Genomic DNA, 12,304 nt, shown 5'->3' with positions numbered 1-12,304 from the left:
CCCCACCGATGCTACCCACCCCCTGCTCCGGGGGACACCGCCCGGCGAGGACTTCCGCCACGACTCACAGCCGGGGAGCGGCCTGCCTCACATCTGAGGAGCTCCGCTTCGCGTCGTCTGTGCAGCACGAGAGCGGTGTTCTCGGCATGCCGTCCCCTCGGCCGCGTGCCGCGTCGTCGCCCGTTCGCGGATTCCCGTCGGCAGCTTCCGAGATGAACGGCCGATGACATCTGGCGACCCGGTCGGAGAACGCCGGGCGTGTCGAGCCCGTGATGCGGTGGAATGACCTCGGCACACCGTGTGCTCCGATGTCGCGTTCAGGAGTTGTCCATGCCCGAATCCTCCGTCGGTCGAGCAGTCTGCGGAGCGGCCGTGGGCCTCAGCGCTGCGGTCGTGGTCCTCGCCGGGGCGCTGGTGCCTCACGGCCCCGCCGTGGCCGCCGCACCGGGCGATGAGGTCACGCTGATGACCTTCAACGATTTCCACGGTGCACTCGGCGGCGCCCGCGGTCTTGTCTGCGCGGTCGAGACGGTCCGCGCTGAGGACGAGACCACGGCACTCTTCTCCGCCGGGGACAACGTCGGCGGCACCGCCTTCGAGTCCGCCGTCCAGAACGACGAGCCCACGATCGATGTGCTGAACGCCCTCGGCGTCGATGCCAGCGCCATCGGCAACCATGAGTACGACCAAGGTGTCGACGACCTCCTCGAGCGGATCGAGCCTCGCACCGAGTTCGCGGATCTCGCCGCGAACGTATACCGCGACGGTGAACGCGTGCACGAGGCCTTCGCGATCATCCAGCAGGGCGACGTCCGCATCGCCGCGGTCGGCGCTGTCACCCAGAAGACGGTCGGCAAGGTCAGCCCTGTCGCGATCGAGGGCCTCGAGTTCCGCGATCCGGTCGACTCCGTGAACGAGGCGGTCGCCGAGCTCGAGGCCTCCGGTGTGGAGTACGACGTCATCGTCGCCGCTTACCACGAGGGCGCGAGCGCCGATGCTGAACCGGGGGCGGCGCCCGCCAACACCGACCCGATCTTCGACAGGATCGTGGAGGAGACGTCTCCGGAGGTCGATGCGATCTTCAACGGCGACTCGCACCGGGTCTACAGCTACAACGCGCCGGTGCCCGGGCAGGACGGCGAGGAGCGCCCCATCATCCAGGCCGGCGCCAGCGCCGCGTACCTCGGGGCCACGACGCTGCAGCTGGGCGAGGACGGGGATTGGGACGTCGTCGGCGACCCCACCCTGATCGATGCGACGCTGGCCGAGGCGGACGGAGACGCCCCGCGCGAGGAGTGCGCGCTCTCGACGTCGGTCACACAGAGCGTCGAGCAGATTGCTCAGGACGCCATCGACGAGGCGGCGATCGTCGGACGCGAGTCGGTCGGGTCGGTCTCGGGCCCCATCACGACATCGTGGAACGACGCCAGAGCCTCGTACGTCGACGGCGTCCGTACCGAGAACACCCCGGTGACCAATCAGGCCACCACCAAGGGCGACGACCGCTCGCGGCACTCCGCGGCCGGCAACATGCTCGCCGACTCGATGAGGTGGTACCTCGAGCATGCCGGACTCTCCGGCGGCAACGAGGTCATCGGTCTGATGAATCCCGGTGGCATCCGCGCCGAGCTCTGGTACGAGCAAGCCGGCAGCGAGGGGGATGGCGTGGTCACCTACGCCGAGGCCAACAGCATGGTTCCGTTCGGCAACACCCTGAACTCCGGTGAGGTCACCGGTGCTCAGTTCACGCAGGTTCTCGAGGAGCAGTGGCAGCGCACCGCCGGTGGTGGCGAGGTCGATCCAGGTGATGAGGCGTTCCTCGCCTTCAGCGTCTCCGAGAACGTCGAGTACATCGTCGACAGCACCCGTGATCGCGACGATCGCATCATCCATATCCGCGTCAACGGTGAGCCGATCGATCCTGCCGGCACCTACACCATCGTCGCGGCGAGCTTCCTCTTCGAGGGAGGGGACAACATGTGGGCGCTGTCCGAAGCCCAGGACGTGCGCGACAGCGGTGTGCTGGACCGCGACGCCTTCATCGACTACCTCGAGGCGCACCCGGACCTGGAGCCCGACTTCTGGCAGCGGCAGATCGAGCTGCAGATCCTCGACGGTGGGCAGTACGACGCGGAGGCGGGCGTCGACCGCGATCCGGTGCTGCGGATAGGCGGCGTCGAGTCGCTCAGCCTCGGCGCCCCGCAGATCGACTCCGTGGTGGTGGACGCGGGTGAGTTCGGCACCTTCGAAGCGCCGTACACGCACTCCGAGGACGTCGGCCGCCTCAGCGCCGACGTGACCCTCGAGGACTGGTTCTGCGTACCCGAGGGAACCGTCGTGCCGTTGCACATCACGGCTCGGCCGGACGCCGGCACCGCCATGACGATCGATCTTCCCTCCTTCGAGTGGACCGCAGGTGAAGCGCCGGCCGGCTGCGCCGAGGAGAGCGACGGCGCCACCCCTCCGCCCGACGATGACAACGGCGGCGTCACCTCGCCGCCCGGCGACGGTGCGGAGGACGGCGGTACCTCGCCGCCCGGCGACATTGACGGCGAACGGCAGGGGGTCGATGGTGGCATCGTCACGGTCGGTGACGGCCGTGAGGGTGGATCCACCGGCACCGTCACCGGGGCCGAGCCCGACCGTTCCGATCTCGCCCGCACCGGTGTGAGCGCCGGTGCGATGGCGGCAGCGGCCGGTCTGCTCACCCTTGCCGGTCTCGTGGCGATCGGTCTGAGTCGGCAGAGGACCCGCCCGTGGTCCCAGGGCGGCGGACGGGCCCGCCAGCTGCGTGGCTCGGGATCCTCCGCTGACCCGCAGGCGTGTCGGCTCGGCACGTCCCCACCACCACCGATAGGGCGTGCCCCCCCCCCCCCCCCCCCCCCCCCCCCCCCCCCCCCCCCCATGACCAGCTCAACCTCAGCCGGCGCCCTCGCCCGCCGACTCGGACTGCGCGACGCGGTCGTGATCGGCCTCGCCTCGATGATCGGCGCGGGCGCCTTCGTCTCCCTCGGCGCCGCCCAGGACCTGGCCGGAGCGCTCGCACCGCTGGCGGTGCTGCTCGCCGCCGGGGTGGCGCTGTGCAACGCCACCGCGACCGCGCAGCTGGCCGCCCAGCACCCCTCCTCGGGCGGCGCCTACCACTACGGCCGCAGGCAGCTCGGCCCGTGGTGGGGCTTCCTCGCCGGCTGGTGCTTCGTGGTCGGCAAGATCGCCTCTTGCGCCGCGATGGCGATGGTCATCGCCGCGTACCTGGTGCCCGAGCCGGCCCAGCGGATCCTCGCCGCGGCCGTGGTGGTGGTCCTGACGGCGGTGAACCTGGTGGGCATCACCCGCACCGCGGCGCTCGCCCGGGTGCTGGTGAGCGTGGCCCTGGCCGCCCTGGTGCTGACCGGGACGCGCCTGCTCGCCGGCGTCGTCGGCCTCGGCGGGGGAGCGGCCGGTGGGGCCGGAGGCACCGAGATCCCCGGCCCGCTCGCCGGCGCGGCCGAGGGGCTCTGGGACGGCGGGCCGGCCGCCGTGCTCGGCGCCGGCAGCGGAGGCGCCCTCGGCATCACGCTCGCCGTGGCGCAGGCCGCGGCGCTGATGTTCTTCGCCTTCGCCGGCTACGCCCGGGTCGCCACCCTCGGCGAGGAGGTGCTCGCCCCCCGCCGCACCATCCCCCGCGCCATCCTGCTCGCCCTGGCCGCGGTGTGCGTGCTGTACCTGGCGCTGTCGATCGTGCTGGTCCTGGTCGGGCCCGCGCCCGGCGGTCGGGGCTGGGGCCCGGCCCCCTTCCTCGCCGCGCTGGACGCGGTCGGGGCGGGCACCGGCTGGCGGGTGGTGGTCACCGTCGGCGCGGTCGCGGCGGCCTGCGGCGCCCTGCTGGCCCTGATCGCCGGGGTCTCCCGCACCATGCTCGCCATGGCCCGCGAGAGCGACCTGCCCCGTCCGCTGGCCCGGGTCAGCAACCGCTTCGCGGTGCCGCAGCGGGCCGAGGCCGCCGCCGGCGCCGCCGTGCTGCTGCTCGTGCTGCTGGCCTCCGACGTCCTGGTCGCCATCGCCGCCTCCTCCTTCGGGGTGCTGCTGTACTACGCGATCGCGAACCTCGCCGCCCTCACCCAGACCGGCCAGTGGCGGCTGTTCCCGAGGGTGATGCAGGTGCTGGGACTGGTGGGCTGCGCGACGCTGGTGCTCGCGCTGCCGGGGGCGACCGTGGTCTCCGGCCTGCTGCTGGTGGCGCTGGGCATCGTCTACCGGCTGCTCGCGGTCCGCTCCGGAGCCGTAACGAATCACTCTTGACTTATATAAGTGTGGACGCAAGGATGGGCGCATGCACGCACTCGACGTCCTCGGCGATCCCGTGCGGCGCAGGATCCTCGAGCTCCTCGCCGACGACGGGGAGCTCAGCGCGGGCCAGATCGGGGAGGTGGTGCAGGCGGAGTTCGGGATCAGTCAGCCCGCCGTCTCCCAGCATCTCCGGGTCCTGCGCGACGAGGGCTTCGCGACCGTCCGGCCGGAGGGTCGTCGGCGGCTGTACGCCATCGACGCCCGCGGCCCCCAGCAGGCGGGGGAGTGGCTGAGCGCCTTCGAGCGCTTCTGGCTGCCTCCGCTCGACGCCCTGGGCACCGAGCTGGCCCGCGGCCGCCGCGAGCGGCGCCTCCGGGCCGACCCCGACCCCGCCTCCGCGTCCGCTTCCGCCCCCGCGTCCGCACCACCCACCGCAGCACCCTCACCCCAGGAGCACTGACATGGTCGACGTCCCCACCCAGCTGAAGTCCGTCACCCGCGCCACCCGCACCGAGGACCGCGACGGCGAGCCCTCCTACGTCCAGAGCCTCGAGCAGACCTACCCGTCCCCGCTCCCGGACGTGTGGGAGGCCGTCACCACCGCCGAGCGCATCACGCGCTGGTTCCTGCCCGTCACCGGCGAGCTCGAGCTCGGCGGCCACTACCAGCTCGAGGGCAACGCCGGCGGCACCGTCCTGGACTGCACCCCGCCGGCCGACGGCGCCGCCCAGTACCGCATCACCTGGGAGTTCGGCGGCGGCGTCTCCTGGGTCACGATCCGCCTCGCGGCCGACGGCGAGCGGACCCGCTTCGAGCTCGAGCACGTCGCCCGCGTCGCGGACATGCCCGAGGGTATGTGGGAAACCTACGGGCCCGGCGCCACCGGCGTGGGCTGGGACGGTGGTCTGCTGGGCCTGGGCCTGCACCTCGGCGCCACCGAGGGCTCCCTGGCACCGGGGGAGGCCGAGGCCTGGGCGATGACCGAGGAGGGGAAGGCCTTCTATCGCGGAGCGGCCGACGGCTGGGCGATCGCCCAGGTCGCCGACGGCGCCGACCCCGAGCTCGCCGCCCGGAACGCCGACGCCACCTACGCCTTCTACACCGGCGCCGCCATGTGAGGCAGCGGGTCGGATCCCGTTCCCGGAGCGGCCGCACCGGGAACGGACCCCGACCCGATCCGCGGAGCGGCCGGCGCCGAGCTCAGTTCGCCCGGGCGATCAGCACGAACTCCTGTCCGGGCCGGTCCGGGGCCTGCCGGATCTCCTCGACCGTGAACCCGGCGGCGGTGACCGACTCGCGCAGCTCCTGCTCGCTGCGGAACCGGAGGGTCGAGGCCGACGTCAGGGTGGTGCCGTCCGCGAAGAGATAGGCGTCCTCGAAGGTCACCAGCGGCAGGTCCACCTCGAGGCGCACCGGGCGGGTGATCACCCGGCCCACGCCCGGCAACAGGTGCGTGGCCTCGGTCGCCGCCTGCCACCGCGTCCAGGCGCGGGCCTCGGGGCGCCGCGACTCGAACACCAGCGCGCCGCCCCGGCGCAGCGCGGCGTGGAGCGCCCGCAGCGTCGACGTCCAGTCCGCTTCGTCGACGAGCACCTGCGCGACGTTCCCGGTCATCACCGCCGCATCGGCCCCGAGCGCGGGGAGGTCCTCCGCGCTACCGAGGACCCACGTGACCCGCTCGGCGCCGGGTTTGCCGCGGGCCACGTCGAGCGAGGCGAGGGCGGGGTCGACCGCGGTCACGGCGAGCCCGTCGGCAGCCAGCCGCACCGCCAGCGAGCCGGTCCCGCAGCCCAGGTCGATCACGGTGCGGGCGCCGAGCTCGGCGAGGATCTGCTGGTAGTGGTCGAGATCGTCTCGCTCGCCGTCGAAGGTGTCATAGCAGGCGGCGAGCCGGGGCTCGGCGAACAGGGCATCAGCAGGCCGGCGGGGCATACCGGCGAGGGTACGGGCGCCAGCTCGTCGCCACGAGTGGTTTTCGCGCCGCGGGCGGATCGGTCACGTTCGCCCCCCTCCGCGGGCGGCGCTGACCAGGCTGGTTCCGCACGGGCCGCCCTACACTGCGAGTGGGCCGTCCCGTTCTCGAGGGGCAGCACGTCGCCTGCAGGAGGAACCATGCTCGGACGCCGCAGCGTCGTCGCCGCTCTCGGACTGACCACCCTCGCCGTTGCGGCCGGCTGCTCCGCGGACGGCGTCGGTGGCTCGCCGAATGGCGGATACGCAACTCTCCGAATCTCCGCGATCCCGGACCAGGACCCCGACGTCCTCACCGAGCGCGAGGAAGCCCTCGCCGCGCACCTCGCCGAGACCCTCGGGATCGACGTCGAGTACGTGCCGGTGCCCGACTACGCCGCCTCGGTCGCCCTGTTCGGCGCCGGCGACCTCGACCTCGTCTTCTACGGCGGCCTCACCGGCGTGCAGGCCCGCCTGCAGAACCCGCAGTCCGCGGTCATCGCACAGCGCGACATCGACGAGGTCTTCACCAGCATCTTCATCGCGGGTGTCGAGACCGGCATCGAGCCGGTCGACGCCGTCGAGGGTCTGACCGCCTTCGCGGGGACCCGCTTCACCTTCGGCTCCGAGACCTCCACCTCCGGCCGTCTGATGCCCTCCTACTTCCTCGGCCAGGCCGGCGTCACCGAGGACGACTTCGACGGCGAGCCCGGCTACTCCGGCTCCCACGACACCACCCTCGAACTGGTCTCCTCCGGCTCCTACCAGGGCGGCGCGCTGAACAGCCAGGTCTGGGACCGCGCCGTCGAGGACGGCGCCGTCGACCCCGAGCGGGTCGTCAAGGTGCTCGAGTCGCCCGAGTACCACGACTACCACTGGCTGCTGCGCGGGGACGCCGACGACCGCTTCGGCACCGACCTCACCCAGCAGCTCACCGACGCGATGCTCTCCCTCCACCAGGCCGAGGCCGGCCCCGCGATCCTCGAGCAGTACGGCTGCGAGCGGCTGATCGCCTCGGAGGCGGCGAACTACGACGAGATCGAGGAGGTCGCGCGCGGTCTGGGGCTGATCGGCTGATGCCGCTCGGGAGGATCTCCGCCGACGCTCCGGGCCCGGACCGGCCGGCCCGCACGGCGGGCGCCGCCTCGGCCGAGTCCGCGCCCGCGCCGGGCGCGCCGGCCGCATCCGCACCGGCCGCAGCCGCACCCGCGTCGGCCACTCCCGCCGTCGCGCTGCGCGCGGTGGTGGTCCGCTACGGCGAGAAGGTCGCGCTCGAGGCGTCGCTGTCGGTGGCCCCCGGCGAGCGCGTCGCCCTGGTCGGCCCCAGCGGCGCCGGCAAGAGCACCGTGCTGGGCCTGTGCAGCGGCGCCCGAGCGCTGAGCGCCGGCAGCGTCGACGTCCTCGGCACGGACCTCGCCACCGCGACCCCCCGGCAGCTGCGGGCCCTGCGTGCACGGACCGGCACCGTCCACCAGCGGCTGGACCTGGTGGGACCGCTGAGCGCGCTGCAGAACGTGAGCGCCGGACGGCTGGGCCGCTGGGGGCTCGCCACCTCCCTGGTCTCCCTGATCCGGCCCCTGCAGACCGAGCCGGCGCTGGCCGCGATGCGGAGCCTGGGGATCGAGGACCTCGCCCGCACCCGCACCGAGCGGCTCTCCGGCGGCGAGCAGCAGCGCGTGGCGCTGGCCCGGCTGCTGGTCCAGGAGCCGGCCCTGGTGCTGGCCGACGAGCCGATCTCGAGCCTCGATCCGGAGCGCGCCCGGGCGGTGATGCAGATGCTCACGGAGGTGGTCGCCACCGGCCAGCGGACGCTGCTGATCAGCCTGCACGACTTCGACGTCGCCCGCGAGACCTGTGACCGGGTGGTGGGCCTGCGGCAGGGGAGGATCGCGTTCGACCTGCCCGCCGCGGAGGTCACCGCTCGGCACCGGGATGCGCTCTACCGGCTCGAGACATGACGGCGCCCGCGCTCGCGCGACTCGAGGCCGCTGCGGGCAGCTCCTCCCGCCGGGACTCCTCGCGCCGCGCCCGGTGGTGGTCGCTGCTGGCCGTAGCGCTGATCGCGTGGTCGCTGTGGGGAACCGGCATCGGCCGCGGCCAGGTGCTGAACCCGGCCGGCTGGCCGTCCCTGCGCGCCGTCGCCGAGGCCGCGATCCGTCCCGACCTCAGCGCGGACTTCCTGCTGCGCACGCTCGACGCCGCGGCCGTCACGGTCGCGTTCTCCCTGCTCGGCGCCGTGCTCGCGACCCTCATCGGGCTGGTGGGCGGTGTGCTCATGAGCGAGGCCTGGTGGCGGGCGGCGCCGGTCGCGGCGGAGCGCGCCGTGCGGCGCCGCCGGGCCGGCTGGACCCTCACCCGGATCGGCTGGGGCCTGCCGCGGGGGATCCACGAGGCGGTGTGGGGGATCGCCCTGGTGATGGTCCTGGGCCGCGACCCGCTGGTGGGGGTCCTCGCCCTCGCGATCCCCTTCGGCGCGATCACCGCGAAGGTGTTCGCCGAGATCATCGACGAGACCCCGTCCGGACCCTATGACGCCCTGATCGGCGCGGGCGCCGGTCGGGTGGAGGCCTTCTGCTACGGCACCCTGCCGCGGATCGGCGGCGACCTGGTCGCGTACGCCTTCTACCGCTTCGACTGCGCCCTGCGCTCCGCGGTGATCCTCGGGATGATCGGGGTGGGCGGCCTCGGCTTCGAACTCACCACGGCCTTCGCGGGCCTGAACTACGAGCGCATGTGGACGCTCATCTACGTGCTGATCCTGCTCGGCCTCCTCTTCGACCGCTGGAGCGCGAGCCTGCGCCGGTCCGGCGCGAGCCCCGAGGGCGTCGACAGCGGCGCCGTCGGCCACCCCCGCGCCGGGACCCGGCGCCACCGCAGCGGCACCGCCCCGGGCACCGGCTGGACCCGCCTCTCGCTCGGGCTCGCTCTGCTGCTCTCGCTCGCCTCCGTCGCCTACCTGCAGCCGGACCTCGCCCGGCTGCTCGAGGCCCGCACCTGGCAGCGCGCCGGGGACATGATCGCCGCCGCCCTCCCGCCGAGCCTGCCCACGACCTGGGCGGAGCTGGTCGCGGACGCCGCGACGACGGTGCAGATGTCGGTGGTCGCGATCGTCGTCGGCAGCCTGCTGGGGGTCATCGCGGCCTTCCTCGGGGCGCCCGGGCCCGGCGCCGGGCGGGGGCGAGGTGCCATCGCGGCGCTGAGCCGGCTCCTGCTGCTGAGCATCCGCGCGGTCTCCCCGCCGGTGTGGGCGCTGCTGCTGCTGTTCGTCCTCCTGCCCGGTCCGCTGCCCGGCGCCGTCGCCCTGGGCCTGTACAACGCGGGGGTGCTGGGGCGGCTGTTCACCGAGACCCTGGAGACGATGGACCGCCGGCCGATCGAGGCGCTGCACCTGCTGGGCGCGAGCCCCCTGCAGACGTTCTGCTACGGCGTAGTCCCCACCGTGACCGGGCGCTTCACCGCGTACGCGCTGTACCGGTGGGAGGTCACGCTCCGCGAGACCGTGGTGGTGGGCGTGGTCGGCGCCGGTGGGCTGGGCCGGGTGCTGGAGTCCCAGCGGTCCGCCTTCGACCACTCCGGCATGCTCACCGTGGTGCTCGCGCTGCTGCTGCTCTCCCTGCTGGTCGATGCCGCGAGCGCCGCGGCGCGCCGCGCCTGGCGCTAGCCGCCGGGCCGACGGGCGCCTCCGGTGCGGTCAGAGCCCGGAGGACCAGGTGGTGTCGGCGTCGATCAGCCAGTGGGTGCGCAGGGTCAGCGCCCGCTCGAGCGCGGCGGCGATGCCCGCGACCAGCAGCGCGGTGCTCGCCCAGCCCGGCAGCTGGAGCGGCGAGGTGAAGGTGCCGATCCGCTCGGCGACCACCTCCATGCCGGTGACCAGCTCGAGCAGCTGGGGGACCAGCAGCGCCAGAGCGAGCAGCAGGATCACGACCGCGGCCGCCCCGATCGCGCGGCTGATGCCGGGGAAGCGCTGGGCGAAGCGGGCGCGCAGCCCTTCCAGGGAGCGCGGATGCGGGGCCAGCATGCGCTCCCGGCCGTCCTCGGTGACCAGGTGCATGCGGGTCAGTCCGTAGAGACCGGCCGCGACCTCGAGGACGCCGCCGGGGACGGGGAACGCCGCCGGGAGGTCCGAGCGCTGCACCTGCACGCCGTCGACGTACAGCGCCGCCGGGGGCGCCGCGGACCCGGCCTCGTCCCGGGCGTCGCCGAGCCCGACCGTCCCGGCCAGGGAGTCGATCCGCCGGCGGGTCGCGCCGGTGCCGAGGTCGTCGGCGAAGAAGTCGACGTCCACGACGCCGCGGAGCCGGGTCCCGTCGGCGGCCTCGTGATCGAGGAAGAACCGGGTCCGGTGCAGCGCATGGCCGAGGTGGAAGGGCGGCAGGGGGCTGCCGTCGCCGGGGTGCAGGCGGCGCTGGGCGCGTCGTCGCCGTCGTTCGGCCATCACTCTCCTGGGCGGTCGGGGCGGCGCGCAGGGCGCGGCCGCCCCTCCATTCCACCCGGTCCGAGCACCCCGCGGGGGCCGGCCGGGGCGATCTCCTCCCAAGGGAGGAGGGCCCCGGGACCCTGGCTCAGGGCAGGCGCAGCTCCCGCGGCAGCTCCTCGAGCAGGCGCAGCCACAGCTCGGACGCGGTCGGGAAGCTCGGCACCGCATGGCGCAGCACGGGCACCGGTACCTGGCCGACGATCGCGATGGTCGCTCCGTGCAGCAGCTCGGAGGCCTCGGGCCCCACGAACGTCGCGCCGAGCAGGGTCCGCGCCGGGACGTCGACCACGATCTGCGCGGTGCCGGTGACGTCGTCCCGCAGCAGCCCGCTCCCGGCGGCGCTGCCGAAGGGCACCTGCGCGATGACCACCTCGTGTCCGGCCTCGCGCGCCTGCTCGGCGGTGAGGCCGACGGTGGCCACCTGCGGATCGGTGAACACCACCTGCGGCACCGGGACGGAGCGGAGCACCGGTTCGAGCGGCTCACCGGTCGCGCCGGCCCGGATCGCCTGTCCGATCACCCGGGCGCGGTACTTGCCCCAGTGCGTCAGCGGCGCATCCCCGCTCGCATCGCCCACCACGTGCAGCCAGTCGGGCAGCGGTGCACCGGTGGCGTCGTCGGAGACGGGCTTCTCGGCGCCGGTCACGTCGTCGGCGATGAGCCCGACGCTCTCGAGGCCGACGTCCTCCAGGCGAGGGATGCGGCCGGTGGCGACCAGCAGCTCGTCGGCGGCGACCTCCCGGCCGCCGTCCGCGTCCTCGACCTGCAGGCTCACGCGCCCGCCGTGCACGCGGCCGGTCCCCGTGTCGCGGCCCTCGGACCGCTCTCCCGAGACCACGGAGGTGCCCAGCTGCACGTCCACGCCGAGCGCGGTGAGGGCCTCGAGGACGTGCTCACCGGCGAAGGGCTCGTAGCCGCGCAGCAGGGCCTCGCCCCGCACCAGCAGCGTCACCCGGGTGCCGAGCGCGGCCATCCAGGTGGCCGCCTCCACCGCGACCACGCCACCGCCGACGATCACCAGCTCGCCGGGGATCTCCTGCACCCCGGTGGCGTCGCGGGAGGTCCAGGGATGCAGCGCGGAGAGCTCCGCGGGGATCCGGGGGACCGAGCCGGTGGCCAGCACCACCGCGCGCCGCGCCCGGACCACGGTGGTGCCGTCGGCCCCCTCGACCAGCACCTCGCGCTCGCCGCCGAGGCGACCGTGCCCGCGGACCACCTCGATGCCGGCCCCCTCGGCCCACTCCACCTGGCTGCTGTCGTCGTAGTGCGAGACCCATTCGTCGCGCCGGGCCAGCAGCGCGTCCCGGTCCAGGGTCGGGGTGGTGATGCCCTCGAGGTGGGCGGCGGTGTCGGCGACGGCCAGCGGGCGCAGCAGCGCCTTCGACGGCATGCATGCCCAGTAGGAGCATTCACCGCCCACCAGCTCGCCCTCGACGATGACGGCCGTGAGGTCGGTGCCCTCGATCGCGTACTGGGCGACGTTCTCGCCGACCGGGCCGCCGCCGATCACGACGACGTCGGCGGTGAGCTCGGAGCGGGCGGTGGACTGCGCGTCGGTGGCCATGGGGCCACGCTACGCCGCCGGTGCCACGGCGTCACGGGGACGGG

9 protein-coding genes are annotated in these 12,304 nt (G+C 74.0%); 6 read left to right on the top strand and 3 right to left on the bottom strand.

Annotation, left to right across the window (positions count from 1 at the left end):
• The first annotated feature begins 330 nt into the window (after positions 1 to 330).
• Genes ACOJUI_RS14710 through ACOJUI_RS14700 form a run of 3 tightly spaced genes read left to right on the top strand, consistent with a single transcriptional unit; the run spans position 331 to position 5,387 of the window.
• On the top strand, positions 331 to 4,281 hold the full coding sequence (locus tag ACOJUI_RS14710) for an amino acid permease (protein ID WP_422115683.1): 3,951 nt from the start codon (positions 331 to 333) through the stop codon (positions 4,279 to 4,281).
• Positions 4,282 to 4,312: 31 nt separating this feature from the next.
• On the top strand, positions 4,313 to 4,729 hold the full coding sequence (locus ACOJUI_RS14705) for an ArsR/SmtB family transcription factor (protein ID WP_422115682.1): 417 nt from the start codon (positions 4,313 to 4,315) through the stop codon (positions 4,727 to 4,729).
• A 1-nt stretch (position 4,730) separates the two neighbouring features.
• Positions 4,731 to 5,387: an SRPBCC domain-containing protein gene (locus ACOJUI_RS14700; RefSeq protein WP_422115681.1), complete on the top strand. Its 657-nt coding sequence runs from the start codon at positions 4,731 to 4,733 to the stop codon at positions 5,385 to 5,387.
• An 82-nt stretch (positions 5,388 to 5,469) separates the two neighbouring features.
• Here the strand turns inward: ACOJUI_RS14700 and ACOJUI_RS14695 are convergent, their stop codons facing one another.
• Positions 5,470 to 6,201, bottom strand: a complete 732-nt coding sequence (locus ACOJUI_RS14695; protein ID WP_422115680.1) for a class I SAM-dependent methyltransferase — start codon at positions 6,199 to 6,201, stop codon at positions 5,470 to 5,472.
• A gap of 180 nt (positions 6,202 to 6,381) precedes the next feature.
• Between ACOJUI_RS14695 and ACOJUI_RS14690 the strand changes: the two genes are divergently transcribed.
• Genes ACOJUI_RS14690 through ACOJUI_RS14680 form a run of 3 tightly spaced genes read left to right on the top strand, consistent with a single transcriptional unit; the run spans position 6,382 to position 9,880 of the window.
• The gene (locus tag ACOJUI_RS14690) at positions 6,382 to 7,296 is read left to right on the top strand and encodes a putative selenate ABC transporter substrate-binding protein (protein ID WP_422115679.1); all 915 of its coding nucleotides are present in this window, start codon (positions 6,382 to 6,384) and stop codon (positions 7,294 to 7,296) included.
• Complete coding sequence (locus ACOJUI_RS14685; protein WP_422115678.1) at positions 7,296 to 8,177, top strand: phosphonate ABC transporter ATP-binding protein; 882 nt, start codon at positions 7,296 to 7,298, stop codon at positions 8,175 to 8,177. Before ACOJUI_RS14690 ends, ACOJUI_RS14685 begins: the two co-directional genes overlap by 1 nt.
• Entirely contained in the window at positions 8,174 to 9,880 is a 1,707-nt protein-coding gene (locus tag ACOJUI_RS14680; protein WP_422115677.1) for a PhnE/PtxC family ABC transporter permease, read from the top strand. The genes ACOJUI_RS14685 and ACOJUI_RS14680 overlap by 4 nt, the downstream gene beginning before the upstream one ends.
• Before the next feature lie 30 nt (positions 9,881 to 9,910).
• On the opposite strand, the gene ACOJUI_RS14675 is transcribed toward ACOJUI_RS14680, so the two are convergent.
• Both ACOJUI_RS14675 and ACOJUI_RS14670 read right to left on the bottom strand, forming a co-directional pair.
• Positions 9,911 to 10,654: a hypothetical protein gene (locus ACOJUI_RS14675; protein ID WP_422115676.1), complete on the bottom strand. Its 744-nt coding sequence runs from the start codon at positions 10,652 to 10,654 to the stop codon at positions 9,911 to 9,913.
• Positions 10,655 to 10,781: 127 nt separating this feature from the next.
• Complete coding sequence (locus ACOJUI_RS14670; RefSeq protein ID WP_422115675.1) at positions 10,782 to 12,260, bottom strand: dihydrolipoyl dehydrogenase family protein; 1,479 nt, start codon at positions 12,258 to 12,260, stop codon at positions 10,782 to 10,784.
• Between the last annotated feature and the right edge of the window lie 44 nt (positions 12,261 to 12,304).

Source organism: Brachybacterium sp. UNK5269, assembly GCF_049266655.1.
GTDB lineage: Bacteria > Actinomycetota > Actinomycetes > Actinomycetales > Dermabacteraceae > Brachybacterium.
Note: the sequence above shows the minus strand (reverse complement) of the source record. Positions and strands in the feature narration are given on the sequence as shown.